This window comes from Clostridium sp. AM22-11AC (assembly GCF_003473545.1).
Taxonomy (GTDB): domain Bacteria; phylum Bacillota; class Clostridia; order Lachnospirales; family Lachnospiraceae; genus Enterocloster.
Window position 1 is genome coordinate 1 of sequence record NZ_QUCM01000020.1, and the last position, 26,989, is coordinate 26,989.

Below are 26,989 nucleotides of genomic sequence, written 5' to 3' on the forward strand. Positions count from 1 at the left end.
TGTAAGAGCTGATGACCTTACAGTAGGAACAGACAATGAACAGAACATTGTAACTGTATATTACAGCAAAGATACTAATCATGATGATATCCCGGATAAGTATCAGATCACATTCACCTATGTATCAGCATCTGCTGATAAGGGAACTGTGACAGGAACAACCAGTGAAGTGGCTACTACTTATGAAATCACCAGAGATAGCGTGACTGGCGAGATTATAGTAGGAAATGGCCCGACAGCACAGCATCCGACCCAGCCATCTACAGTAACAGCAAAAGCTGGTTATAAGTTTGACAAGTGGACAGATGAAGATCAGAAATCTTTCGATGATGATGCAGCACTAAAAGCAGCGTCTTACCTTGAAGATCAGACTTTCACAGCATACTTTAAAGCAACAGAGCAGACTTATAGGGTGAAATACCTGGATGAAGATACAAAGGAAGAAATCCAAGCAATGTCAGATCCAAAGGATGCACACTTTGGGGATGAGATCAAAGGTTATACAGAGAAAATTGAAATCAGTGGATATACCTTTGTAAGAGCTGATGACCTTACAGTAGGAACAGACAATGAACAGAACATTGTAAATGTATATTACAGCGAAGATACTAATGAGGATGATATCCCGGATAAGTATCAGATCACATTCACCTATGTATCAGCAGATGATGATAAAGGAACTGTGACAGGAACAACAAGTGAGATTGCTACTGTTTATGAAATCTTCAGAGACAGTGAAACTGGTGAGATCACAGAACTTGGCCCACAGACACCTCAGCATCCAACCCAGCCATCTACTGTAACACCAAAAGACGGTTACAGATTTGAAAAATGGCAGCAGGATGATCTGACATTCTTCAATAGTGATGATGAGCTGAGAAATTCTGAATACCTGGAAGATCAAACATTCATTGCACACTTTATTGTAAGAAGAGATCTTCATTATGAGATCCATTACTTCTATGAAGATGCCAATGGCGTTGTAACAGAAGATACAGCAGCAGCGATTGTAAGTGATATCGGTGTATTCGGAGAAAAGATCCTTACGACTACAGTGCCAAAAGAATCTGAATTTAACGGAAAGAATTACGTTCTGGAACGCATTGAAGGCGCAGATAAGCAGATCGGTCTTGATCCTAAGGAAAATATGGTAAATGTATATTACAGTATGGACGAGATCGGAGAAATTGATCCAGATGAGCCAGACAACATTCCAGATAAGTATCAGGTTACTTTCCAGTATATTTCTGAAAATCCATCTTATGGAACAGTAAGCGGTAAGGTAAAAGAAGTTGTTACCAGACCTAAGAATGCAGATGGTACCTACAACATGACTGCACCGGTTCATCCGAAGGCAGAAGTAACAGTTGCAGGAATCGGAAATTATAAGTTTAACCGCTGGTCTGATGGAAATACGAACTATAGCGCAGCAAGTGAGATCGCAAAAGCCGGATTTATTGCAGATACCACATTTACCGCATATTTCAGCTACAGTGGCGGAAATAGTGGCGGCGGTTCATCAGGTGGAGGCGGTGGCGGAAGCCACAGATCAACTATCTCTAATACAAGCGGAGGTCCTGGTGTTACTACAACGATCACCCCGGGAGACGTACCAATGGCAGAATTACCAGAGTCACCGGCACCAATCGTCATTGATGATGGTGAGATCCCAATGGCAGCACTTCCAAAGACTGGCCAGACCACTGTAAAAGCAGCACTGACCATGATGTTCTCAGGAATCTTCCTTGCATTAACTGCAATCGGAAGGAAAAAGAAAGAACAGGATGTATAGAAAGAATATCTGAAATAAAGAAAATATTCCCAAACTCATAAACATACCCTGTTAGCGGAAAGCTCCGGTCGGAAACGGCCGGGGCTTTCTGCGTATATAACATACTAAGAAAAAGCGGGAACACAAAGGGAAATAGGCCTGAAGGATAAAATGGGAGGGGCATAAATGTATTGCAATCCACTGTGTCATGTGCTAAAATGAACATGAGCAAGGTATCTGGAATAATTCTAAAATATTATTAATTCAAATCTAAGCTGGTTTCACCAGTATCTGAAAGACTCTTTGCTTAAACCCAAATTAATTTAAGCAGGGAGAGCGGATCATAAGCAGTATCTTCCTGCGACATTACACGAAGGAAGGACAAATACCCTTATGTTCTCCGGTATCTTCCTTGCACTGGCAGCTATGAGCAAGAAGCATAAAGAAGAGGAATCCTAAGTAACAAGGATCATGAGAGTTTCAAGCAACAAAATAAGTCTTAAGTGACTGATAAGAGCCGCACACTGGCAAAAAAAGCAGTGTGCGGCTTTTTTTGATTTGCTTTTTTGCGTTTTTACTATTGACTGCGGGTTTATTTCTTAGTATTATAATTATTAGAAAAGATAAATATACAAAACATATATATTAGTAAATCTAATATATATTATTCAAAAGGAGAATGAAAGATGGCTAAGGTAGGAATTGTAATGGGCAGCGACTCAGATATGCCGGTTATGGCGAAAGCGGCAGAGATCCTGGACAAGTTTGGAATCGATTATGAGATGACAATTATTTCCGCCCACAGAGAACCGGATCTGTTTTTTAAGTGGGCAAAGGCTGCAGAGGAAAAAGGTTTTAAAGTGATCATTGCAGGTGCTGGAAAAGCAGCTCACCTTCCAGGAATGTGTGCAGCTATCTTTCCACTCCCTGTAATCGGTATCCCGATGAAGACTTCTGATCTGGGCGGTGTAGACTCTCTGTATTCCATCGTACAGATGCCAAGCGGTATCCCGGTTGCAACCGTTGCAATTAACGGCGGTGCCAATGCAGGTATCCTTGCAGCAAAGATCCTTGCAACATCTGATGAGGAACTGTTAGGAAAGTTAAAAGCATATTCTGAGAATTTAAAAGAAGACGTAGAGAAAAAGGCTGAGAAGCTGGAAAAGATCGGATACAAAGAGTATATGGCACAGAAATAACATTACAGGAATAATATAAAAAAAATAACATTAGAAAAGTAACATTACAGAAGGTATGGACAGGACAAATTCGGAGGATAAGAAGATGATGGATTACAAGAAAGCCGGAGTTGATATTGAGGCAGGTTATAAATCAGTTGAATTAATGAAAGAGCATGTAAAAAAGACCATGCGCGCAGAAGTATTAGGCGGACTTGGCGGTTTCTCCGGCGCCTTTTCTTTAGCAAAGATCAAGGAAATGGCAGAGCCGGTATTATTATCCGGTACAGACGGCTGCGGAACCAAGGTAAAACTGGCTATTATCATGGACAAGCATGATACCATTGGTATTGACGCAGTGGCTATGTGTGTCAATGATATTGCCTGCGCAGGCGGCGAGCCATTATTCTTCCTGGACTATATTGCCTGCGGAAAGAATTATCCGGAAAAGATCGCTGATATCGTTAAGGGCGTGGCAGAAGGCTGTTTACAGTCTGAGGCAGCTCTCATCGGCGGTGAGACAGCAGAGCATCCGGGACTGATGCCGGAAGAGGATTATGACCTGGCTGGTTTTGCAGTAGGTGTCTGCGACAAGAAAGAAATGATCACAGGTGAGAAACTGGAAGCAGGAGATGTGCTGATCGGTATGGCTTCTACCGGCGTACATTCCAATGGCTTCTCTCTGGTACGTAAGGTATTTGAGAAGGAAATGAATAAAGAAGGTTTAAATACCTATTATGACAGCCTTGGAAAGACCTTAGGCGAAGCACTTCTTGCACCAACCAGAATTTACGTAAAGGCATTAAAGAACATTAAAAAGTCCGGCGTGACCGTAAAGGCATGCAGCCATATTACAGGTGGTGGTTTCTATGAGAATGTTCCGCGTATGTTAAAGGACGGTGTCCGTGCTGTGATCCGCAAGGACAGCTATCCGGTACCTCCGATTTTCAAACTTCTTGCTGAAAAAGGCAAGATCGAAGAGAAAATGATGTATAATACATTTAACATGGGACTTGGCATGGTAGTAGCTGTGGACGAGGCAGATGTGGATAAGACCATGGCAGCTATCAAGGCAGCAGGAGACCAGCCATATGTAGTAGGAACCATTGAAAATGGAGAGAAAGGCGTGACTTTATGTTAAGAGTTGGCGTAATGGTATCCGGCGGCGGAACCAATCTTCAGGCGATCTTAGATGCCATTGACAGTGGAAAGATCACAAATGCAAAGGTGGAAGTAGTCATCAGCAACAATCCAGGGGCTTATGCACTGGAACGTGCCAGAAACCATGGCATCGAAGCTGTTTGCATTTCACCGAAAAGCTTTGAAAACAGAGCAGCCTTTAATGAGGCATTTTTAAAGAAAACAGATGAATATGACCTGGATCTGATCGTGCTGGCAGGATTTTTAGTAACCATCCCGGAGGAGATGATCCGTAAATACAGAAATAAGATCATCAACATCCATCCTTCCCTGATCCCGTCTTTCTGCGGCGTAGGCTATTATGGCTTAAAGGTCCATGAGGCAGCTCTGGCAAGAGGTGTAAAGGTTACAGGCGCTACGGTCCACTATGTGGATGAAGGAGTAGACTCCGGTCCGATCCTGCTTCAGAAGGCAGTGGAGGTGCAGCCTGGTGATACTCCTCAGGTACTGCAGAGACGTGTCATGGAACAGGCTGAGTGGATCATTCTTCCAGAGGCGGTAAACAAGATCGCCAATGGCTTGATTTAGGAGGAAAGATATGAAAGTACTGGTTATCGGAGGCGGCGGCAGAGAGCATGCGATCTGCTGGAAGTTATCTAAAAGCCCGAAAGTAGATGAATTATACTGTGCACCGGGAAATGCAGGTATTGCAGAGGTTGCAAAATGCGTGGATATCGGTGTAATGGATTTTGAAAAAATGGCTGATTTCGCAAAGAAAGAAGCCTTTGACCTGGTAGTAGTGGGACCGGATGATCCACTGGCAGGTGGTATCGTAGATGTACTGGAAGAAAAGGGATTGCGTGTGTTCGGACCAAGAAAGAATGCAGCGATCTTAGAGGGATCCAAGGCATTTTCCAAGGATCTGATGAAGAAATACGGCATTCCGACAGCAGCTTATGAGACTTTTGATACACCGGAAGCTGCCCTTAATTATCTGGAAACAGCACCGGTACCGATCGTTTTAAAGGCTGACGGTCTGGCTTTAGGAAAAGGCGTTCTCATTTGTAATACAAGGGAAGAGGCAAAAGAAGGCGTTAAGACTCTCATGTTAGATAAGCAGTTTGGACATGCTGGCGACCGTATTGTAGTAGAGCAGTTTATGACCGGCCGTGAGGTTTCTGTATTGTCCTTTGTAGATGGAAAGACCATTAAGATCATGACTTCCGCCCAGGACCACAAGCGTGCAAAGGACGGAGATCAGGGCTTAAATACAGGCGGTATGGGAACATTTTCACCAAGCCCATTCTATACTCCAGAGGTAGATGAATTCTGCAAGAAGCATATCTACCAGGCGACAGTAGATGCCATGAAGGCAGAAGGCCGTGAGTTTAAGGGAATTATCTTCTTTGGTTTAATGCTCACAGCGGATGGACCAAAGGTTCTGGAATACAATGCACGTTTCGGCGATCCGGAGACCCAGGTAGTGCTTCCGAGAATGAAAAATGACATTGTAGATGTATTTGAGGCATGTGTAGACGGCACTTTAGATCAGATCGACCTGCAGTTTGAGGATAATGCGGCTGTGTGCGTAGTGCTGGCTTCTGATGGCTATCCGGAGCATTATGAAAAGGGTAAGAAGATCACAGGTCTTGAGAACTTTAAGGATAAAGATGGCTATTATGTATTCCATGCCGGCAGCAAGTTTGATGCAGAGGGAAATATTCTGACAAACGGTGGCCGTGTCCTGGGAGTGACAGCTACAGGAAAAGACTTAAAAGAGGCCAGAGCCAATGCTTATAAGGCAACGGAATGGGTCAATTTTGAGAACAAATACATGAGACATGATATTGGTCATGCTATTGATGAGGCGTGATTTCCAGGGGTGAATGTGGAAATCAAATCGTTTTAATATACTGCAAAGTGTAGGAACACCGGCTAAAAAATAGCCGGTGTTTTTGTAAATATCTGTTTTATGTGGGTGCATTACAGTTCAGTTAATAAAAATGCCATGTACAAAAAAATGAAGGTATTTAAAAGGTATCTGGATGCTGGACTTTTCCCTGAAAACTATTATAATAAAATCATCCATTAATTATTGGAAAAGATATTTGGTCTAAAAGGTGGAGGTACGATAAATGAAGGTGGATGCAGGAAAAATAGTTGAGTTAGTAAGGAAGATGAAGCCGCTGTTTGCAGACAGCAGCCGCGTATCCCAGGTAAAAGAAAAAGGAACCTGTGATTATGTGACTCAGGTGGATATCCAGGTGCAGAAGCTGGTAAAAGAGGGCTTGTATTCTATGTATCCACAGGTACAGTTTATGGGAGAAGAGCAGGATAACAGTGCTATTGACAGGAGCGGGGATTTCTGGATCCTGGATCCGGTAGATGGGACTACTAATCTGATCCATGATTTCCGTCACAGTACCCTTTCACTGGCTTATGCAGAGGCTGGTGAGGTGGTGCTTGGAATTGTGTATCAGCCTTATACAGATGAACTGTTTATTGCCAAAAAAGGAGAAGGGGCATTTTTAAACGGTGATCCCATCCATGTAAGCGGTGCAGAAACATTGTCAGAAAGCCTTGTTACTATTGGAACAAGTCCTTATTATCATGAACTGGCAGACTGGAATTTTAAGGTATTTAAAGAAGTATTTCTGTCCTGTCAGGATATCCGTCGTTTAGGCTCCGCGGCTCTTGACATGGCATATGTAGCCTGTGGGAGAGTGGATGCGTTCTTTGAGGCAATCTTACAGCCCTGGGATTTTTCAGCAGCAAAGCTTCTCATCGAGGAAGCCGGGGGAAAAGTAACGGATTTTGCAGGAAAGGAACTGCCTGTGGGAATGCCGGGGGCTGTTCTGGCTGGTAATGGGAAGATAAATGAGGAATTGCTCAGGATATTAAGTGAGAAGTGAAGAGGGTAATAGAGAAGGAAGGGCAGGTGAACATATGAACTTGAAAATCAGTATCGGAAGTCAGGATTTCGCTTTTTTGCGGGAGCATAACTGCTTTTTGGTGGATAAAACTGATTTTATTAAGAAATGGTGGGAGTCAGGGGATGCAGTTACGCTGATCACCCGTCCGCGCCGGTTTGGAAAAACGTTAAATATGAGTATGTTGAACTGCTTTTTTTCCCGGCAGTATGAACACAGAGGGGATCTGTTTGAAGGACTTAATATCTGGTCTGATCTGAAATACCGGAATATCCAGGGAAGTTATCCTGTTATTTATTTAAGTTTTGCAGATGTAAAACAGGATTGTTATGGAGATACAGTGCAGAAAATCCGACATATTATTGGTGACACTTACCGCCAGCACCGCTATCTTCTGGATGCATTATGTTTTACAGAAGCAGAAAAACATCAGTTTACAAAAGTGATGAATTGCGAGATGGATGATGTGACAGCTCAGGATGCTTTGAAAAATTTATCTTATTATTTGCATCATTACTGGAGAAAGCGTACTATCCTTCTGCTTGACGAGTATGATACGCCCATGCAGGAGGCGTATGTGCATGGATATTGGAATGAATTTATTAATTTTATCCGCGGCTTATTTAATTCTGCTTTAAAAACGAATCCATATCTGGAACGTGCTGTTATGACGGGAATTACCCGGGTATCCAAGGAATCTGTATTTTCAGATCTGAATAATCTGAAAGTCATAACGATCACTTCAGAAGAGTATGCGGATTGTTTTGGTTTTACGGAAGAGGAGGTATTTGCAGCTCTGAAACAGACTGGGCTGGAGGATAAAAAGACAGATGTAAAAGAATGGTATGATGGCTTTATCTTTGGAAGCCTGCATGATATTTACAATCCATGGTCTATCACCAATTATCTGGACACCAGAAAGCTGCAGCCGTTCTGGGCATCAACAAGTTCTAACAGTCTGGTAAGCCGTCTGATCCAGACTGCTTCCGGGGAGATTAAGGAAAGGATGGAAGAACTTTTACAAGGACGACAGATCGTGGTCACATTTGATGAACAGATTGTATTTGATCAGCTTGGAAGGAATGAGAATGCAATCTGGAGTCTGCTTTTAGCCAGTGGGTATTTAAAGGCGGAACAGGTAGAATATCGTGGCCTGATCCGGGAACCATGGTATCATTTGAGTATCACAAATCTGGAAACGGCCAGTATGTTTTCAGGCATGTTTAAGGGCTGGTTTGGCATGACACAGACCAGCTATAATCGATTTGTAAAAGCGTTGTTCCAGGGCGATGTGGATGCTATGAATTACTATATGAATGAGGTGTCCGTTGCAACATTCAGTTTTTTTGATACAGGAAAAGAAGGGGGTAAAGATAGCGAGCCAGAACGTTTTTATCATGGTTTTGTTCTGGGACTTCTTGCAGACCAGGCAGAACAGTATGAAATCCGGTCCAACCGGGAAAGTGGGTTTGGACGATACGATGTAATGATGATCCCAAAGAATCAGAAGAATACAGATGGTTTGGCTTTTATTCTGGAGTTTAAAGTGAGAAATCCAGGAAAAGAGAAATCTCTGGAGGAAACTGTGCAGACGGCATTAGAGCAGATAGAAACAAAGCAGTATGATGCGGAATTACTTGCAAGAGGAATAGAAAAAGAGCGGATCCGGCATTATGGATTTGCATTTGATGGAAAGCAGGTACTGATCGGATGATGGTCAGTATCTGTTTTTGTATTTTTGGGATGGGTTCTGATATCTGTACAGAGCATGGTTCTTTTTGAGAGTTAAGGTAGAGATCATTATAGTTCAACTGCAACTTAAGATTTTAAAGAATTTCAATTATGTATTGACTATTGTCATATGTTGTTATATAATGTATTCAGATATTATAAAAGAACAAAATTCAGGAGGATACCAATTATGACAATCAAAGAGATCGTTGCTTCCATCAAGGCAAAACAGCCAGAAATCAAGACCGTATACTTTGTAGGCTGCGGCGCTTCACAGTCTGATCTGTTCCCTGCAAAATATTTCCTGGAGAACAACGCTAAGAAGCTTCGTACAAGTATCTATACTGCAAATAACTTTAATTACTCTACTCCAGCTGGTGTAGATGATACCGCTATCGTTATCACCTGCTCCTTAAGCGGAAATACACCTGAGACTGTAGCAGCTACCAAGCTGGCTGTTGAAAAGGGTGCTCATGTAGTAGCTGTAACTCATAAGGCAGATTCAGCTCTGGCTCAGAATGGTCAGTACCAGATCATCCATGGCTTCTATGAGAGCTATGGTGCAAAGATGGAAAAGCCTGCAAGAGTTCTGGAACTGGCTTGCGAGATCTTAAATGAGTACGAAGGCTATGAACACTATGATGATATGCAGGATGGTTTAAGCAAGATCTTTGATCTGATCAATGATTCCTGCAAGCTGTTCCGTTCTACTGCTAAGAAGTTCGCTGAGGATCATTACAATGCACCTATCCTGTATGTAATGAGTTCCGGTGCAACCCAGTACACCGCTTATTCCTTCTCTATGTTCTTAATGATGGAAATGCAGTGGCTGCCATCCAGCACCTTCCATACCGGCGAATTCTTCCATGGCCCATTCGAGATGGCTGATGAGAACGCTCACTACCTGTTAATGATGAACGATGGTCCTACCCGTCATCTGGATGCAAGAGCACTGACCTTCTTACAGCGTATGAACGCTAAGTATACTGTAGTTGATGCTAAGGACTTCGGTTTAAGCTCCCATATCAAGAGCACAGTTGTTGAGTACTTCAACCCACTGATGATCGGCGGCGTTACCAGACTGTTAGGTGAGGAAATGGCTATCAAGCGTGATCATCCTCTGACAATGAGAAGATATATGTGGAAGCTGGAATATTAATTTCTGGTGTACTCTCTAAAAGAATATGATAAATGTGAAAATGCCTCGGAAGCGATGCTTCCGGGGCATTTTTGTGGGGAGAAAGTGTGTATTCCCCTCCCTCTGGGCGGGGAAAGAAACGATGCTGTTTTGGTGGATTTTGTGGGAAGAAGCTTACTGGAACGTCCAGAAGCCACAGCAAGACATTTGGGGATAATACATGATTACTTTATTAGATTGCATCCCGGAACCGGTCTGCGGCGCTCGTAGGCAGTTACATGGTCAAATCCGGCCTGGACCAGAAGCTTTGCGGCTTCTTCAAAGTCAGCAGCTACATCGGCGGGCTTATGGGAGTCAGAACCTACAGTGACGATCTCGCCTCCAAGCTCTTTATATCGTTTTAATGTACGAAGTCCCGGCATTGGTTCACCGGCGCCCTGGCGGATGCCGGATGTATTGACTTCGATGCCTTTTCCGCGGGAGATCACATTTTTAAGGATCTGGTCAATATAGCTTTCGTATCTTTCATATTCTACCGGGAAGCCGCAGCGTACCAGATGGCGTTTGATCAGATCAATATGGCCCAGACAGTCATATTCGCCGTAGGCGGAGAGTTCAATAAGGTGGCGGTAGTAGCTTTCTGTGATCTGTGGAACGGTGACATCGGTATAGTCCATTTTGCTCACATCTACATTTTCAATCTTATGGACAGAGCCGATGAGATAATCGAAAGGATAGTTCCTGATGATGTTAAATGCCTCTTCACGGGCTAAATGGAGCTGTCCGAACTCCATACCGCTTTTGATGGTCAGCTGGCCTGCAAAACGCTCTCTGCAGCGTTCTAAGCTGTCCCAGTACATCTTCAGGTATTCTTCGTGGAAAAACTTTCTGTGTATGCCATGGGCATAAAATTCATAGTGATCTGTAAGAGCTACTTCTGTAAGGCCTTTGTCTATTGCTGCCTGACACATATCCTCCATAGGGACTCTGGCGTCAGGTGAAACGCTGTGCATGTGATAATCGGCTGTAAGCATATGAATTCCTCCTGATATTATGTATTTTTTAGAATTGCGCGAGTGCGCATCGTTGGCACGAAGTGCCTTTTTGATATCATAATGAAAATTGAAGAGATCAGCCTTTTACTGCTCCGGATGTAAGTCCGCGTACAAACTGTTTGGACATGCAAAGGAACAGGAGTACCATTGGTAAAGAGGCGATCAGGATACCGGCTAACATTACAACGTAGTCGGATTTTAAGTCACCCTGGAAGGTCATCAGGCCTAACGGGATGGTCATTAATTTTTTATTCTCAAGGAATACGTTTGCAAATAAGAATTCATTCCATACATTGTTTAAGTTTACAATGGCACAGGAAGCCATAACCGGCTTACTGATAGGAAGGATGATCTGTGTGAAGCGCTGGAAGCTGTTGCATCCGTCTACGATCGCTGCTTCCTCTAATTCCTTTGGAATGGAGATGAAGTAAGCTCTCATTAAAAACATGGTAAATGGGATACGGAATGCTATGTACGGAAGGATCAGCGCTGCACGGGTATTGTAAAGCTTTAATGCCTGTAAGATCTTGTACAGAGGTACTAAAGCAACCTGTTCGGAAAGGGCCATACCGCCTAAAATAAGGAAGAATACGAAACCGCTTCCGGGAAGGGAAAAACGGGTCAGTCCATATGCCAGCATGGAGCTTAAAAGCAGGATGCATAGAATGGAAATGGCACTGACGATAATGGAGTTCTTAAAGTAGAAGAGAAGTCCTTTGCCCCATGCAGTTGCGTAGTTGACAAACATCCATTTTTTGGGAAGAGCCAGGGAGTTTAAGAACATTTCCTGGTTTGTCTTTAAGGAGTTTAACACCAGCCAGCACACAGGAAGCAGGATGATAGCTACCATGAACCTACGTAACAATCGTAAGACGGTATCTTTGGGGGTTGGTAAGCAGCTTGCTGTAATGTAGCACCTCATCATCCTGGTCAAAGACCTCATCCTTTTGCAGCAGGAGAGCATGTTTTTCCGGAACTCCCAGACGCTGGGCTTCTTCCGGTGTGGCATAGCAGATCTCCACTGTTTTAACAGAATGAGTTGGGATCAGTCCGTGGTTATGGAAAAACTCATAGGTAGAACCTAAAAGATTTTCCTTTAACAGAAATTCCATCCGCTTTGGATAGTAGCTGTCCTCGATCATCACCGGCACATCGTCATTTTTACGCAGACGGACGATGCGCAGCACTTTTTCGTTTTCATCTACACGAAGCTTTCTGGCAATGGAGCCGTCAGGGGTTATCCATTCTACAGTGATCAGTTCTGCAGATGGCACATGCCCGTCCATTTTGCTCATTTCCGTAAAGCTTATGATCTGGTTGTCTACAACACGGTGCAGCTTCTTTTCTGCCACAAAGGTTCCAATTCCCTGCTTGCGTACTACGAAACCGTCATCTGCCAGCAGTTCAATGGCCTTGCGCACAGTAATGCGGCTTACTTCAAAATGCTGGCTGAATTCTGCCTCTGTCATCAGTTTGTCCCCGGCTTTTAATTTGCCGTCTGCAATCTGTTGTTTGATCTTTTCGGATAGCTGCTGGTAAAGAGGCACCATAGAATTTTTTATCATGAATATTTATTTCACTCCTAATACATTCATTTATATTGTTTTGCTTAAATGCGGCACGGTTATAAAAACAGGTGCGTGAAAAATTCCGAAACTGGGAGAATGTTAATCGATAATAGCAGTTCCGTAGCCGAAAGCCCCTTCTAAGCTGCAGACCTTCGCTGCAAATTTTGCCCCACAGTCCATTGCATGCTTCAGCTGGGCGATCATATGGTCATGGTCACCGGCAAAAAGAGCTCCATTTTCCTGAAGCAGGGTAGTGAGCAGAGTGGAGAAATAGGAGTCTCCGGCGCCCATGGTATCTAATACAGTTTCTGCTTTATAAGCAGGTGCATAGACGATCTCATCGTCATAAAGTGCATAGGAGCCGTCTTCGCCTACAGTACCTACTACTAAGGTTACTCCGTAGGAAGCTGCTTTTTTCATTTCACGTTCTCTTTCCTCTGGAGTTAAATGTGCGCAGGAAAGAAGGGCTACTTTGATATGAGGACACACTTGTTCAAGCAGGGCATCGTCCCATACAGTAGAAAAATCAAAGGCAATAGGTACACCTGTCTCTTCTAATAAAGACAGGTCATCATAGATGTAGCTGTTTGTATTTGAGTAGATCACCTGGAAGGACTTGATATAGTCCAGATCTTCTTTTGTAAAGTCAAATGGATGTTCTTTGGCAACACCGCCGCGGTTGGAGCCTAAGAATACACGATCCCCGTCCTTTAAGGTAACGCGGGCTGCACCGTTTTCACCGTGGAAATGTCTGGAATGGCTGAAGTCTACGCCTAACTGGATTAAGATTTTGCAGTTGTATTCAGCAACGCCGTCATCACCAAATTTACCAAGATATGCTGGCTTTCCGCCGTTCATAATGGAATAGACACATGTGTTTACACACTGTCCTCCTGGATACATTTTTCCTCTGGATAAGTATTTATCCACTACATTATCACCAATGGCAATGATTTTTGCTTCACTCATATTAAAAACCTCCGGTTTTTTGCTCATATTTCCTGACGGATGTCCGTAGGACAACAACAATCTGTTAGATACAATATATAACAATATATAACATCTTGTCAATGAGTTTGTATATTACCGGAGGTTTTTCTTGCAAGCTTACGTCGGATTTACGATTTTTTGACCCTGGTATCATTACATATAAGGTTCAAACATTTTGAAGTTTCGGCAGTCAGCCTCAAATGGCTTCTGATAATAGTCGGAAGCAGTGATCTCCTGGCTTAAAAGTCCGGTGTAGCCGTTTTTATTTACAGTTTCAAGCCAGTTTTTCAGGTTGTGATTTCCGTCACCCCAGATCAGATGTCCGTAGGGAGTTCCGTCTATGAAGTGCATGTGTACAATGTTCTCGGCTCCTAAGGTATCAAACCACTGCTGTAAAGTCTCGCCTGCCACGCCCATTGGACAGGTGTCGATCATGGCTTTAAAATTAGGATGGTTTATTTCCGTAAGCATCCGCTTTACATCATCAACAGTGGTTGCCAGATTGGTCTCATCCGGGCGAAGGGATTCCATAGCAAGGGTAATGCCCTTTGTGCCGGCATAATCAGCCAGCCGTGCCAACATGTCGCGGCCCCGTTTCCAGCCTTCTTCCCGGTCTTCGTTTAAATATCCCCGTCCGGAGTGTACAGCCATGACCTTACAGCCAAGTTCTTCACCGGCATCCAGGCCTTTTTTGAAATATTCAAAACTTTTGGCATACAGATCCGGGTCTCCGGCTGCAAACTGATAGGGGACAGAACAGTTTTCCGGGGTGATGACCTGGATGGTAAGACCACGTTCTCTTGCCATTTTGCTTACTTTTTTACAGTCATCATATTCCAGATTGCTTAAGAAAAAATGAGGAGAACCAGCCCATAATTCGATGGTCTTAAAACCGGCCCGCATCTGGGATTCCAGAAAATATTCCAGAGAATAGAATTTATAATGGATGTTCATGCCGGATACCTGGTCAGGTCGTAATAGTTTCATTTTGTATACACTCCTTTAACTGTAAATTTTTTAAATTGAGTATAACACAGGAAAGCCGGGGCGTACAGATAGGAAAAAATTAAGGTATGTTTCTTTTTGTAACATGCCATATGCCGTATATGATCAGAACCGAACCAATAAAGGAGGACAGACCAAAGGGCTCCCGAAGAAATAATACTCCTGCAAACATGGACCACATAGTCTGCAGATTGGAGAAAGCAGCAAGCCTGCCGACGGACATTTTTCCAGCTGCATAATTTACCAAAATATTGCAGGTAACAGAGCAGAAGATACTAAGGATCAGTACCGGGATGATAAAGCCGGGGATGGTGGCGTAGTAAAGCAGTTTCATGGCATCACCGCCCAGTTGGTGGACTGCATTGGCGGTGAAAAAGAGACAGGAGCTGCAAATAGTGAAATAAGTGCGTTCAAATGCAGAAAAATTTACAGCTGCTTTCCTGTTGATCACACGCTGGATTGCAGATAAAAAGCAGGCAGAAAGAACAAAAAGGATGCCCACCGGCTGGATTGCGCCTGAGGAGCTGCCGGCCAATATGATGATGACTACACCGGCTACTGGGAGAAAGCTGAAAAGGATCTGGCGCAGAGTTGGAAATTCTTTTAAGAAGAGAGCAGAAAGTCCCATTGCCAGGATCGGGATCAGGGATAATACTACACCTGTGAACATGCTGTTGGTAAGGGCGATGCCATAGCTTTCGCAATAAAAGTAGGCTACATCATTCAATGCCAGAAGGAGTATAGGAAGGATATTTTTGCCTTTTAGCGAGATGCGTTCTATTTTAAAAAGAAGGATTAAATTCATTAGTAAAAATGCGATGATAAAGCGCATAGACAGCAGAATACTGGTGGGGGCATAGTTTAAAGCTGTCTTGGACAGAAGAAAACTGAAGCCCCAGAGAGTGTTGCCGGTAATGGCAGCAATATCAGGGATGTTTTCTTTCAGACGGGATGTTGGAATGGAAATAGTATCAGCGGGTGTAAACATGGAAACCTCCAAAAGTTTTTGATGTCCTATCAGGGTCTTACATTTGGTTAACGTATTTTAAATACAAGTTGAGTGTATCATTGCAGGTATATCTTGTAAAATACGGAAAAATCATATATTATATTGAATGGATTGAATATATTTGACTGGTACAGTTATTTTGAAAACGATGTACTAGTACACCGTTTCGAAAATGATGTACTGGTATTGGATGAAACATCAGGTCTGTTTTATTGATAGAAAATCGTTAAAAGAGAAATGGGGAAAGAAAGGATATGGATCAGGAGATACTGGCATTTTTAGAGATCTGCCGGTGTAAGAGCATTTCAAAAGCAGCGGAAAAATTATTCATCAGTCAGTCATCCTTAAGCACCAAGATCCGTATTTTGGAGCGGAAATTAGGTTATTCTCTTTTTATAAGGGGAAAGGGAAGCCGCAGTGTAATGCTCACAGATAAGGGAGAAAAATTTCTGGAACTGGCAGTGAAATATCAGGAGATACTGGAAAAAATGTTGGCTTTAGGCCGGGATGGAGGAAGCGAGAAGCTTCGGATATCTTCGATGAACAGTTTAGGAACTCATCTGCTGACACCTGTGTATGAGAGGTTCATGGCGGAAAATCCGGATATTATACTGGAGATAAAGGATGCGGATCAGGCTCATCTGGGAGTGGAAGAAGGGATAACAGACCTTGCTTTTACAGTGGTAAAAGTTGAGTCTGCTACTGTGCAGGTGCGTCCTGTTTTTGCGGAGCCTATGGTGTTTTTGTGTGCAGAGGACAGCCGGTATATGAACAGCCAGAATGAGAGAAACGCAGAGAAAGTGGAAAAGGATCAGTTGGATCTGAACCATGAGGTATATGTGGACTGGTCGTATGAATTTGTCCACTGGCATAATCAGTTGTTTCAGGGGCGGCAGCCGAAGTTGGCGTTATCTATTATGAACCAGCTTCAGTTTTTTCTGCGTAAAAGGGATAGCTGGGCTTTTGTTCCGGCCAGTGTGGCTGTGGGGCTTCTGGCAGAAGGCGGGATAAAGAGGTTGCCGGTGGATTTTAAAGTGCCGCCAAGGGTGGTCAATTATATGTGCATGGAAAAGGCAGCGGGAAGCAGAAAAATCCAGCTTTTTTTACAGTGCCTGCGCCAGGTGCTTTTAGAAATGGAACAGGTGGAGTTTGAGATTTACATATAGAAGAATATATTAAAGATATTCGTGATCCGCTTATTTTTCTTTGAAAATCGGCCGCAAAGGCAAGTACAGGAAAGAATCCGAGAGTATATGATATAAAACAGGAGGGTGTAAAGAGCATGATAAACAGAGATGACATGCTGGAGCTGACCAGGCGTATGACACCGGCCAGAGCTTCCGTAGGCCGGATCGCAGGGGCCTATTTTGATGAAGAAGGCTATGTGGATGGCACATTTAATACGAATTTTCTGAAGCTGTCAGCCAGTGAGCGCACAAGAAATTTAAATATGGCGAAAACGGTGCTGATCTCTAAGACAAATGAGCAGTTGAAGGAATACAGAATTACAAAAGAGATGGGAAAGCCGGGAAGTGTATGGCAGCTGCTTGATGGTGTAAAAGAGTCAGAAATGAAGAATGACGGGTATATGGATCTGTTTTACGAGGTTCTGGGAGAGAAATATCATCCGGGATATCCATTTTCCTGCTTTATGTATTATGGTCAGTATGATGTGCCGGTAAAGGGAACGGATAAGGAGTGGATGGAAGGCTCTGAGGAGGTTTATTCATATCTGTTGTGCGTTATCAGTCCGTTGACAGGTGAATATGAGCCTGGGGCACCGGAGTTTGGATTTTTGTATCCGGCTTTTAAGGACCGGAGTACAGGCTGGGAGTTTGTAAATGTGTATGAGAAGCTGCCGGAACGGGCGCACCGGGAATGGATGGAATGGTTATTTCAGTAAGAGTTGATGCTGGATAATAAGAGATGAATTTTATGTTAAAAGGAGAAGGGGAAAATGACAAAGGTTACAACAAAGAAAAAACTGGCTGTTTTAGGAAATGGATTTCTGGCGGGGATCATTGTAGAGACTTATAATAAGGGACTTTTAGAGGAATATGAGCTGACCGGTATATTGGGACGGACAAAGGAAAAGACAGAAGCACTGGCAGAAAAAGGCGGCTGCCGTCCATGCAGCACTTTAGAAGAACTGCTGGAAGACAAGCCGGATTATGTGGCAGAGGCAGCTTCTGTTAAGGCTGTCCAGGATTATGGTATGAAAATATTGTCCGGCGGGGCAGATATGATCCTGTTATCTATTGGTGCGCTGGCAGATGAAACATTTTACAGAGAGATCAGTGAATGTGCAAAAGAAAATGGAAGAAAGATCCACATTGCTTCCGGTGCCATCGGCGGTTTTGATGTACTGCGGACCATCTCTCTTATGGGACAGGCACAGACTTCTTTCCGTACAAAAAAGGGCCCGAAATCCCTTTCCGGAACCCCGCTGTTTGAAGAAAGCCTTATGACAGATAAAGAAGAAAAGCAGGTATTTCACGGAAGCGCAAAGGAAGCCATTTCTATTTTGCCTACTAAGGTAAATGTAGCAATTGCAGCATCTTTAGCATCCTCTGGCCCGGAAAATGTAGATATGAGCATTTTCAGTGTCCCGGAAATGGTAGGAGATGACCACAAGATTACAGCCCAGATACCGGGAGTAAAGGCAGAGCTGGATATTTATTCCAGTACCAGTGCTATTGCGGGATGGAGCGTTGTGGCAGTGCTGCGAAATCTGGTTTCACCGATCGTATTCTAAATAACAGGAATAGAAATAGGGAAGCTGACATTGCATCAGCTTCCCTTTTAAAAACCTTATTTTAAGCCATTTCTTAGAACTTGCCAGCCTTTGCAGCTTCCTCGATGGAAACAGCAACTGCAACAGTAGCGCCTACCATAGGGTTGTTACCCATACCGATCAGACCCATCATTTCTACGTGAGCAGGAACGGAAGAGGAACCAGCGAACTGTGCGTCAGAGTGCATACGTCCCATGGTATCGGTCATACCGTAGGAAGCAGGACCTGCAGCCATGTTGTCTGGGTGAAGAGTACGTCCTGTACCGCCGCCGGAAGCTACGGAGAAGTACTTTTTGCCTTTTTCGATGCATTCTTTCTTGTAGGTACCAGCTACAGGATGCTGGAATCTGGTTGGGTTGGTGGAGTTACCGGTGATGGAAACGTCAACGCCTTCCTTCCACATGATAGCAACACCTTCTGTTACGTCGTTAGCGCCGTAGCAGTTTACTTTTGCTCTTAAGCCGTCAGAGTAGGACTTTCTCCACAGTTCTTTTACTTCGCCTGTGTAGTAATCCATCTCAGTTTCAACATATGTAAATCCGTTGATACGGGAGATGATCTGAGCAGCGTCTTTTCCTAAACCGTTTAAGATAACGCGCAGAGGTTTCTGACGAACTTTGTTAGCCTTCTCAGCGATACCGATCGCACCTTCAGCAGCTGCGAAAGACTCATGTCCTGCTAAGAAGCAGAAGCAGTCAGTATCTTCTTCCAGAAGCATCTTGCCCAGATTACCATGTCCTAAACCAACCTTACGCTGGTCAGCAACAGAACCTGGAATACAGAATGCCTGAAGACCTTCGCCGATTGCTGCAGCAGCGTCAGCAGCTCTCTTGCAGCCCTTCTTGATAGCGATAGCAGCACCTACAGTGTAAGCCCAGCAAGCGTTCTCGAAGCAAATAGGCTGGATCTTCTTAACCTGAGCATAAACGTCCAGGCCTGCATCTTTTGTGATCTTCTCAGCTTCTTCGATAGAAGCAATGCCATAGCTGTTTAATACAGAATTGATCTTATCAATTCTTCTCTCATATGATTCAAATAATGCCATCTTCTTAATCCTCCTAATTGGTCCTCATCATTCTTTACGTGGGTCAACGATCTTAACAGCGTCAGCAACACGGCCGTACTGTCCTTTAGCCTTTTCCCATGCAGTAGTAGGATCATCACCCTTCTTGATGAAATCGGTCATCTTGCCAAGGTTTACGAACTGGTATCCGATGATCTGATCATCAGCGTCTAATGCAATACCGGTTACATAGCCTTCTGCCATTTCCAGATAACGTGGACCTTTCTTAAGAGTTCCGTACATAGTACCAACCTGAGAACGCAGTCCCTTTCCAAGGTCTTCCAGACCAGCACCTACAGGAAGTCCGTCTTCAGAGAATGCACTCTGAGTTCTTCCGTAAACGATCTGTAAGAACAGCTCTCTCATAGCGGTATTGATCGCATCACATACAAGGTCAGTATTTAATGCTTCCAGAACAGTTAAACCTGGAAGGATCTCAGCTGCCATAGCTGCGGAGTGAGTCATACCTGAACATCCGATGGTCTCTACCAGAGCCTCCTGGATGATACCTTCTTTTACGTTCAGGGTCAGCTTACAGGCACCCTGCTGTGGAGCACACCAGCCTACACCGTGTGTCAGACCGGAAATGTCTTTGATCTCCTTTGATTTTACCCATTTTGCTTCTTCTGGGATTGGAGCAGCGCCATGATGAACGCCCTGTGCAACTTTGCACATTTCTTCTACTTCCTGTGAATAAATCATGTGTTAAAACTCCTTTCAAAGATACTTGTATGATTGGTTGTGTCTGTAGGAACAGACATGTCCGTTTGTTTAAACCGGATGCCTTTGTTAAAATTATCACGGCACACCTATGTTCATTTTCTCACATAATATGACATTTTACAAGCAAAATTTTCTCATGTGAGAAACAAGTTTTTCATGTAAATGTACTAAAAAAAATACAGGATAACAGGAAAATGGGTATAAAAAAGACTGCTATAAAGTGAAAAATTCATTTTACAGCAGTTCTTTATCTCCAGCCGGAGCGTGTTCCCGGGATAATCAGTGTGAGACCGGACACCTCCGATACGGGCGAAACCGCACTCCTCCCAGAACTGGCGACTTCCTTATTATAAAACTCTAAATAAAAAAATACAAGGGTGGAATAACCTGGGAAAGGGAACGTAAGAGAAGTAGAAGTAGTGGAAATAAGATCGTGGAAAATGAAGAAATGTGTAAAAATGTCTGTAAAAAGGGGGATGGCCCGGAGTACTCTGCGTAGCAGGTACTTCCGGGCCCGCGTCATCTCTGACTGGTTTAAAATATACCATGACCCGGTTTAAAATGCAATGGAAGTCATAGAAACGTAATGAATTGTAATATTTCTTACAAAAAACGATAGAAAGAGTTATAAAAGATAGATGAAAAATATTTGAAAAATCTGAGGTTTTGTTATATACTACATATTACGATAGCGGCAGTATGTCTTTAGCGATGTATCCGCTAAATATACAAATAAGGATGGTTTTACTATGGCATTATTAGAAACATGGAGAAATCTGGCATATGGTGACGGCCTGGATGATAAAAAAAGAGAAGAGCTGTGGTCCGGATATTTCCAGATCGAGAAGGGAATTTATGAGCAGATCCTTTCCCAGCCTGAGCAGGTAATCACAGGTACTGTAAAGGAACTGGCTGAGAAGTATAACACTGAGATCCTGATCATGACCGGATTTTTAGATGGTATCAATGAAAGCTTAAAGGGATATGAGAACCCAATCGATACTATGGAAGAAGATACCGAAGTTAAGATCGAGATCGATCCTGAGAAGCTGTACTACAACATGGTAGAAGCTAAGGCTACCTGGCTGTATGAACTTCCACAGTGGGATGCGATCCTGACTCCAGAAAAGCGTAAAGAACTGTACAAGAGCCAGAAGGCTTCCGGTACTGTTCGCAAGGCAAAGAAGATCTTCCCAAATGATCCGTGTCCATGTGGAAGCGGCAAGAAGTACAAAAAATGCTGCGGTAAGAACGCTTAAGCAATCTGAAATGTGCGCCTGTCCGGACTCTTCCGGGCAGGTATTTTAATGTTACAGTCCAGATCCTGCTGGTTCGGAGAAAATGTAATATTTTAATGGGAGAAGAAAATGGAAGCATATACAAGCTTTGCGCAGGTCTATGATCTGTTTCAGGATAATATTCCTTATGGAGAATGGGCAGATTATTTAAAAAGCCTGTTAAATGAATATGGAGTAAAAGACGGACTGGTTCTGGATCTGGGCTGCGGCACTGGAAGCATCACTGAGCTTTTAGCAAAGGCCGGATATGACATGATCGGCGTGGACAATTCCGAGGACATGCTGGAGATCGCCATGGATAAGCGGAGCAGATCGGGACTGGATATCCTGTATCTTTTACAGGATATGCGGGAATTTGAGCTTTACGGTACAGTAAAAGCGGCAGTGAGTATCTGCGATTCCATGAACTATATCCTGGAAAAAGAGGACCTGGTACAGGTATTTAAACTGGTAAATAATTATCTGGATCCGTCAGGTATCTTTATTTTTGACATGAATACAGAATATAAGTACACCCATCTTTTAGCAGATGGTACTTTTGCGGAAAACAGAGAAGAAAGCAGCTTTATCTGGGAGAATTTCTATGATGAAGAGGAGCGGATCAATGAATATGACCTGACTTTATTTATTAAAGAAGGGGAGCTGTTCCGCAAGTTTGAGGAGACTCATTATCAGAGATGCTATTCTTTGGATGAGGTGAAAGAGGCAGCAAAAGAGGCGGGAATGGATTTTGTGGCCGCCTATGATGCGTTTACCAGGGAATCTGTAAAGGATGACAGTGAAAGAATTTATCTTGTTTTCCGCGAGTGTGGGAAATAAGAAGGACCATTAACGAGCAGTCAGCCTGCGTAAGCAGACAGTAAACTGCGATAGCACGGGACTGCGGGTATAAAAATAACAAGGAGAGAACAATATGGCAGATTATGTGATCAGAGCCACTGCGGCAGAAGGTCAGATCCGTGCCTTTGCGGCAACTACCAGAGATCTGACTGAGACTGCAAGACAGGCTCACAATACAAGTCCGGTAGCAACAGCAGCGCTGGGAAGATTAATGACAGCAGCTGTGATGATGGGCTATGACATGAAGGGAGCAGATGACCTTCTTACCATAAAGATCCAGGGCGATGGCCCTATTGGTGGTCTGGTTGTTACCGCTGACTCTCATGGAGAAGTAAAAGGTTATGCTTTTAATCCGGGGGTCATGCTTCCGCCAAATGATAAAGGCAAACTGGATGTAGGCGGTGCCTTAGGCGTAGGCGTTTTAAGCGTGATCAAGGATATCGGCTTAAAAGAGCCTTATGTGGGACAGACCATTCTGGTATCAGGAGAGATCGCAGAGGATTTAACATATTATTATGCAACCTCTGAACAGACCCCTTCTTCTGTGGCACTGGGCGTTCTGATGAATAAGGATAATACGGTCCGTCAGGCAGGCGGATTTATCATCCAGCTGATGCCAGGTGCTTCTGAGGCAGTTATCTCTGCTCTGGAAGAGAAAATCAAAGAGATCCACTCTATTACTACATTATTAGATGTGGGAAATACACCGGAGACAATCTTACAGTACATTTTAGGAGACTTAGGACTGGAGATCAATGAAAAACTTCCTGCTAAGTTTACATGTAACTGCGACAAAAGCCGTATTGAGAGAGCTCTGATCAGCGTTGGAAAGAAAGACATCCAGGAAATGATCGATGACGGTAAGCCGATCGAGGTAAACTGCCATTTCTGCAACAAAAATTATACCTTTGATGTAGAGGAATTAAAAGAGATCCTGGAAAAGGCAAGAAGATAAAATACACACAAAAGGAGCCAGTCATGCGACTGGCTCCTTTGTAATCATTTGAAATTCACGTATAACTTACTTCAACTATCTATCAATTTGATATATGTTTGAAAAAGGTACACTGTTGTTCATTGATTATAATTTGGTTACGTTAGTAGCCTGAGGTCCCTTAGCACCATTTACTACGTCGAACTCAACTTCTGCGCCTTCGTCTAAAGACTTGAAGCCTTCCATGTTCAGACCTGAGTAGTGTACGAATACATCGTTGCCCTGCTCGTCAGAAATGAATCCGTAACCCTTCTGGTTGTTGAACCACTTAACTGTACCTTTCATTACGATACCTCCAAAAAATATAAAAAAATGTTGAGTTGCAAGTAATTTCGCAACTGTGACTAGAATATCACAAATTAAGGGCGGTGTCAAACCTTTTGTGCCTAAGAAAATAAGTATTGAGAGGAAGAAAAAGTTCTGGTACAATAGGCAAAGAAAAAATTTAACAATGTTTAATTGAGAGTTTTTTTGAGTTAGAGAGGATTTAGAAATGCCTGAAAATGAAATGAAAATGCCGAAAATAAAGCTGGTCAATATTGTAAAACATTTCTGTACCATTACCAGACACCGTCTGTTAGTGTGTAAGCACTGCTTTAAGATCGGATTATACTGGCAGGGACTGACACATGACCTGTCAAAGTACAGTCCGGAAGAGTTCTGGACAGGAGTCCGTTATTACCAGGGGGACCGGAGCCCTAATGCGGCAGAACGTGAGGCGATTGGTTTTTCCAAAGCCTGGCTTCATCACAAGGGACGGAACAAGCATCATTTTGAATATTGGATCGATGTTTCTTTAAATAAAGAAGAAGGTCTGGTGGGGAATAAGATGCCGGTGAACTATGTGGCAGAGATGCTCTGCGACCGGATCGCAGCCTGCGAGGTGTACCGTGGGAAGAATTACACCAGCGCAGCACCTATGGAATACTATGAATTTACAAAGAAATACATTACCATTCACCCGGAGACCAGGGCGCTTTTGGAAAAGCTCCTTACTATCTTAAAGGATGAAGGGGAAGAGAGTGCTTATGCCTATATCCGTAAGCTGTTAAAAAAGGGAAGCTATTAAAACAGGCTTCCCTTTTTCGTGCTTATTTTGTTGTGTTTTAAGCTGTTTTGGACTGCTTACTCTTCCGGAAACAGGTTCTCTTCGATAATGGCAACCGCATCACGGATGCAGTCCGGACATGCGCGGAGGACTTTTCCGGTGTCTACGCCCTTTAATTCACGGCATACGATGGTGGAGTTTTTCTCCTTGAAAGCTGCGATGCAGGCTTTGGATGCCTTATAGGAAGTTCCCTTGGAGTTTGGCTTTTCCAGGTCTGCAGTGCTGATCTTTAAACCGGCTAAAACGGCTGCTGCGGAGATAGCGCCACAGGTTCCTTCCATACCGCCCATTCCAAGGCCAAGGCCCTCAGTTACTTTAAACAGGGTCTCCGGGTCAATATCTACCTTATCTAAAAATGCGAAAGCTACAGACTGTGCGCAGTTGTAACCTTTGTTGTGACAGGCAATGGCTCTGTCGGCTCTTGACTCTTTTGTGATCTCTGACATAATCAAATTCTCCTTTTAAAATTAAAATTTGGAAATTTTTGTAAAATAATGTTGTCCTATTTCCAGGCAGCTTATATGAATGATAAAACCGCCAAGAAGAACACTGGCAAGGTAAAGACAGTTTCCTGCAAATGTTCCGATCACCAGGGAGATCTGGTGAAAGACGATCTGCCCGTTTGGATAATAGGGACTGATGTAAAACATATCCGCATTGCCGTAAGGATGGGATAATACATTTACAGCTGTGGCAATGGCAGTACAGAAAAGAAACAACGGGATCGTATGCAGATAGCTTTTTGGCGTTTCTGTTTTCAGGTTATAAAATGCACAGATAAGCCCCATAAAAATAAGGTTGAAATGCCATAAAAAGCCGTGGACGGTCATGGTCCAGTAAGGATGCATCAGTCCGCTGGGTTCAGCCAGTGCCATGATCCCGCCAAGAAGACCGAAATCCTGGATAAAAAGGTAAAAGACATTTCTTATTCGGGCAGGAACCATGGGAATGAAAAGTCCAAGGTACATGGGAACACTGCACAGCTGGAATGGAAAATACCACCAGTCATAGGTTCTGCCATTTTCTATATAATAGATAAATCCCTGTTTATATAATTCTGTCAGCCCTAAAAATAAGCCGCATAAAAAAAGAATGGTATCCGGTCCGGCTTTTCTTTCCGGAAAAGAGAACTTCCGGGCAAGAAAAATGCTTAAGGATACACCAAGGACGGTCAGGACCAGATGAAAAGCCCCATAGGGCTTAGGAGTATCCATGGTCCAGGCGGTTGCCTGAAAAAAAGCTTCAGCCATATAAAAACCACCTTCTGAAATTGTATATCTCGTTAAAGATTATACAACATTCAGGTGAGATTGTCCATGAAGGGAGAATAAAAAGAGGGAAGCCTGCGCAGTCTAAGAAAGAGAAAAAAGATTGGATACAGTATGGGAAAATTCCAGGAGGGCAAAAAATGGCAGGGATAGTAACAGCGCTTTTATCCGGTGCATTGATGAGCGTACAGGGCGTATTTAATACAGGTGTGACAAAACAGACCAGCGTGTGGGTGGCTTCCGGCTGGGTCCAGGCAACAGCCTTGATTGCCTGTGTTGTTATATGGTTTTTTACTGGGAGACCGCCGGTGCGGGGACTCTTTTCGGTTTCTCCCATCTACCTTCTTTCCGGCGGTATCATAGGGGCGGTGATCACCTATACAGTGATCCGCAGCATGCAGTCTTTAGGACCGGCACAGACTGCCCTTCTCATCGTAGTGGCACAGATCATCACAGCATATGTGATCCAGCTGTTTGGATGGTTTGGCACAGAAAAAATGCCTTTTGAATGGCATAAACTTTTAGGAGCAGCTGTTGCTGTGGCAGGGATCATTATTTTTCAGAGATAAAGCGAAAAGTCAAAAAAAGACGGGAAAATGTTAGAATTACCGCTTGTATTTAAATTGCCTTTCCGATAGAATAGTAATAGCAGGCTGAGATGGTATTCCATGGAGGAATATCGTTGAAGAGAACATTATCTTTGAAGAAGAAAAAGCAGATAGCTGCGGCCCTGGCTGCAGCTGTGTTTGTCTGTGGCGGTTGCACAGGAAATCTGAAAGAAGAACAGGATGAGATCCTGCTTGAAACCGTGGCTGAAAGCAGTGAAAACCTGGAACATGCAGATGATGCAGAACAGTCAGAAGCAGGAGAAACATTACCGGAAACAGCTGAACCCCAGGAAACAGCAGAAACAAGATTGGGATCTACAATCTACGTTCATGTATGCGGTCACGTAAAATATCCAGGCGTTTACCAGATGCAGGAAGGCAGCAGAGTCTATGAAGCCATTGATAAGGCAGGTGGAATGTTGGAAGAAGGTGCCGGTGATGCCATGAATATGGCGGCTGTGCTGGAAGATGGTATGAGGATCATGGTACCGGATCTGGCCCAGGCAGCCCAGATGATAGAACAGGGCGCTGTTTTTGATCCTGGTTCATCTGCAAGTGTTTCTGACCGGAAAAGTTCCGGAAAGGTGAATTTAAACAGGGCCGATGTGAAAGAACTGATGACATTAACTGGGATCGGCCAGTCACGGGCAGAGGCGATCATACGTTACAGGGAAGAAATTGGCAGCTTTGAGAGAATCGAAGATGTGATGAAAGTGTCCGGGATTAAGGAAAGCGCTTTTAATAAGATCAAAGATGATATTACTGTATAGTTGATAGA

General features: G+C 43.6%; 28 protein-coding genes. 17 read left to right on the forward strand and 11 right to left on the reverse strand.

Going from position 1 to position 26,989, the window contains the following annotated elements; genetic code table 11:
- The 8 genes from DW251_RS18400 to DW251_RS14100 form a co-directional block, all read left to right on the forward strand.
- Positions 1-1,792, forward strand: a 1,792-nt coding sequence (locus tag DW251_RS18400) for a doubled motif LPXTG anchor domain-containing protein (protein WP_243034978.1), incomplete at its 5' end; no start/stop codon positions are given.
- A gap of 665 nt (positions 1,793-2,457) precedes the next feature.
- Positions 2,458-2,970 (forward strand): 5-(carboxyamino)imidazole ribonucleotide mutase, encoded by a 513-nt coding sequence (gene purE, locus DW251_RS14070; protein ID WP_118301528.1) that lies wholly within the window; start codon positions 2,458-2,460, stop codon positions 2,968-2,970.
- Between the two features lie 88 nt (positions 2,971-3,058).
- Positions 3,059-4,090 carry a phosphoribosylformylglycinamidine cyclo-ligase gene (purM, locus tag DW251_RS14075; RefSeq protein ID WP_118301558.1) on the forward strand — a complete coding sequence of 344 codons (1,032 nt, stop codon included), beginning with the start codon at positions 3,059-3,061 and terminating at the stop codon, positions 4,088-4,090.
- Positions 4,084-4,677 (forward strand): phosphoribosylglycinamide formyltransferase, encoded by a 594-nt coding sequence (gene purN / locus DW251_RS14080; RefSeq protein WP_118301529.1) that lies wholly within the window; start codon positions 4,084-4,086, stop codon positions 4,675-4,677. The genes purM and purN overlap by 7 nt, the downstream gene beginning before the upstream one ends.
- A 10-nt stretch (positions 4,678-4,687) precedes the next feature.
- Positions 4,688-5,962: a phosphoribosylamine--glycine ligase gene (purD, locus tag DW251_RS14085; protein WP_118301530.1), complete on the forward strand. Its 1,275-nt coding sequence runs from the start codon at positions 4,688-4,690 to the stop codon at positions 5,960-5,962.
- Positions 5,963-6,224: 262 nt separating this feature from the next.
- Positions 6,225-7,001 carry an inositol monophosphatase family protein gene (locus DW251_RS14090; RefSeq protein WP_118301531.1) on the forward strand — a complete coding sequence of 259 codons (777 nt, stop codon included), beginning with the start codon at positions 6,225-6,227 and terminating at the stop codon, positions 6,999-7,001.
- Positions 7,002-7,035: 34 nt separating this feature from the next.
- On the forward strand, positions 7,036-8,733 hold the full coding sequence (locus DW251_RS14095; RefSeq protein WP_118301532.1) for an AAA family ATPase: 1,698 nt from the start codon (positions 7,036-7,038) through the stop codon (positions 8,731-8,733).
- 207 nt (positions 8,734-8,940) lie between these two features.
- On the forward strand, positions 8,941-9,909 hold the full coding sequence (locus DW251_RS14100; protein WP_021869777.1) for an SIS domain-containing protein: 969 nt from the start codon (positions 8,941-8,943) through the stop codon (positions 9,907-9,909).
- A 203-nt stretch (positions 9,910-10,112) separates the two neighbouring features.
- Here DW251_RS14100 and DW251_RS14105 read toward each other — a convergent pair whose 3' ends face one another.
- From DW251_RS14105 to DW251_RS14130, 6 genes are all read right to left on the reverse strand, one after another.
- Entirely contained in the window at positions 10,113-10,922 is an 810-nt protein-coding gene (locus tag DW251_RS14105) for a histidinol-phosphatase HisJ family protein (protein WP_243034979.1), read from the reverse strand.
- A 97-nt stretch (positions 10,923-11,019) separates the two neighbouring features.
- Positions 11,020-11,808: a carbohydrate ABC transporter permease gene (locus tag DW251_RS14110; protein WP_243034980.1), complete on the reverse strand. Its 789-nt coding sequence runs from the start codon at positions 11,806-11,808 to the stop codon at positions 11,020-11,022.
- Positions 11,798-12,508: a GntR family transcriptional regulator gene (locus tag DW251_RS14115; RefSeq protein ID WP_118301535.1), complete on the reverse strand. Its 711-nt coding sequence runs from the start codon at positions 12,506-12,508 to the stop codon at positions 11,798-11,800. Before DW251_RS14115 ends, DW251_RS14110 begins: the two co-directional genes overlap by 11 nt.
- Before the next feature lie 102 nt (positions 12,509-12,610).
- The gene (locus DW251_RS14120) at positions 12,611-13,480 is read right to left on the reverse strand and encodes a PfkB family carbohydrate kinase (RefSeq protein WP_118301536.1); all 870 of its coding nucleotides are present in this window, start codon (positions 13,478-13,480) and stop codon (positions 12,611-12,613) included.
- A gap of 174 nt (positions 13,481-13,654) precedes the next feature.
- Entirely contained in the window at positions 13,655-14,488 is an 834-nt protein-coding gene (locus tag DW251_RS14125) for a sugar phosphate isomerase/epimerase family protein (RefSeq protein ID WP_021869783.1), read from the reverse strand.
- Positions 14,489-14,567: 79 nt separating this feature from the next.
- The gene (locus tag DW251_RS14130) at positions 14,568-15,494 is read right to left on the reverse strand and encodes a DMT family transporter (protein ID WP_118301537.1); all 927 of its coding nucleotides are present in this window, start codon (positions 15,492-15,494) and stop codon (positions 14,568-14,570) included.
- Between the two features lie 275 nt (positions 15,495-15,769).
- Between DW251_RS14130 and DW251_RS14135 the strand changes: the two genes are divergently transcribed.
- The 3 genes from DW251_RS14135 to DW251_RS14145 all read left to right on the forward strand — a co-directional run bounded on the left by DW251_RS14135 (position 15,770) and on the right by DW251_RS14145 (position 18,270).
- A complete protein-coding gene (locus DW251_RS14135) occupies positions 15,770-16,681 on the forward strand; it encodes a LysR family transcriptional regulator (RefSeq protein ID WP_118301538.1) in 912 nt (303 codons plus the stop codon).
- A 116-nt stretch (positions 16,682-16,797) separates the two neighbouring features.
- On the forward strand, positions 16,798-17,418 hold the full coding sequence (locus DW251_RS14140) for a DUF4317 family protein (RefSeq protein WP_118301539.1): 621 nt from the start codon (positions 16,798-16,800) through the stop codon (positions 17,416-17,418).
- Between the two features lie 54 nt (positions 17,419-17,472).
- Positions 17,473-18,270, forward strand: coding sequence for an aspartate dehydrogenase domain-containing protein (locus tag DW251_RS14145; RefSeq protein WP_118301540.1), 798 nt, complete (start codon positions 17,473-17,475; stop codon positions 18,268-18,270).
- Between the two features lie 73 nt (positions 18,271-18,343).
- Here the strand turns inward: DW251_RS14145 and DW251_RS14150 are convergent, their stop codons facing one another.
- Both DW251_RS14150 and DW251_RS14155 read right to left on the reverse strand, forming a co-directional pair.
- Positions 18,344-19,354 (reverse strand): GGGtGRT protein, encoded by a 1,011-nt coding sequence (locus DW251_RS14150; protein ID WP_021869788.1) that lies wholly within the window; start codon positions 19,352-19,354, stop codon positions 18,344-18,346.
- Positions 19,355-19,381: 27 nt separating this feature from the next.
- Positions 19,382-20,074 carry a hypothetical protein gene (locus tag DW251_RS14155; protein ID WP_021869789.1) on the reverse strand — a complete coding sequence of 231 codons (693 nt, stop codon included), beginning with the start codon at positions 20,072-20,074 and terminating at the stop codon, positions 19,382-19,384.
- Between the two features lie 770 nt (positions 20,075-20,844).
- On the opposite strand from DW251_RS14155, the gene DW251_RS14160 reads away from it, so the two are divergent.
- The 3 genes from DW251_RS14160 (at position 20,845) to hslO (ending at position 23,188) form a co-directional block, all read left to right on the forward strand.
- Entirely contained in the window at positions 20,845-21,354 is a 510-nt protein-coding gene (locus tag DW251_RS14160; protein ID WP_021869790.1) for an SEC-C metal-binding domain-containing protein, read from the forward strand.
- 108 nt (positions 21,355-21,462) lie between these two features.
- Entirely contained in the window at positions 21,463-22,212 is a 750-nt protein-coding gene (locus DW251_RS14165) for a class I SAM-dependent methyltransferase (RefSeq protein ID WP_118301541.1), read from the forward strand.
- Between the two features lie 94 nt (positions 22,213-22,306).
- Positions 22,307-23,188, forward strand: a complete 882-nt coding sequence (gene hslO, locus DW251_RS14170; RefSeq protein ID WP_118301542.1) for an Hsp33 family molecular chaperone HslO — start codon at positions 22,307-22,309, stop codon at positions 23,186-23,188.
- A 126-nt stretch (positions 23,189-23,314) separates the two neighbouring features.
- On the opposite strand, the gene DW251_RS14175 is transcribed toward hslO, so the two are convergent.
- A complete protein-coding gene (locus DW251_RS14175) occupies positions 23,315-23,512 on the reverse strand; it encodes a cold shock domain-containing protein (RefSeq protein ID WP_021869793.1) in 198 nt (65 codons plus the stop codon).
- A 208-nt stretch (positions 23,513-23,720) separates the two neighbouring features.
- On the opposite strand from DW251_RS14175, the gene DW251_RS14180 reads away from it, so the two are divergent.
- Complete coding sequence (locus tag DW251_RS14180; RefSeq protein WP_347474669.1) at positions 23,721-24,296, forward strand: DUF5662 family protein; 576 nt, start codon at positions 23,721-23,723, stop codon at positions 24,294-24,296.
- A gap of 56 nt (positions 24,297-24,352) precedes the next feature.
- Here the strand turns inward: DW251_RS14180 and DW251_RS14185 are convergent, their stop codons facing one another.
- The gene (locus DW251_RS14185; protein ID WP_021869795.1) at positions 24,353-24,781 is read right to left on the reverse strand and encodes a C-GCAxxG-C-C family protein; all 429 of its coding nucleotides are present in this window, start codon (positions 24,779-24,781) and stop codon (positions 24,353-24,355) included.
- 21 nt (positions 24,782-24,802) lie between these two features.
- Positions 24,803-25,585: a YwaF family protein gene (locus tag DW251_RS14190; protein ID WP_021869796.1), complete on the reverse strand. Its 783-nt coding sequence runs from the start codon at positions 25,583-25,585 to the stop codon at positions 24,803-24,805.
- Positions 25,586-25,743: 158 nt separating this feature from the next.
- Here DW251_RS14190 and DW251_RS14195 point away from each other — a divergent pair, with 158 nt between their 5' ends.
- Positions 25,744-26,172, forward strand: a complete 429-nt coding sequence (locus DW251_RS14195; protein ID WP_021869797.1) for a DMT family transporter — start codon at positions 25,744-25,746, stop codon at positions 26,170-26,172.
- A gap of 113 nt (positions 26,173-26,285) precedes the next feature.
- Complete coding sequence (locus tag DW251_RS14200; protein WP_243034981.1) at positions 26,286-26,981, forward strand: helix-hairpin-helix domain-containing protein; 696 nt, start codon at positions 26,286-26,288, stop codon at positions 26,979-26,981.
- Positions 26,982-26,989: the final 8 nt, after the last annotated feature.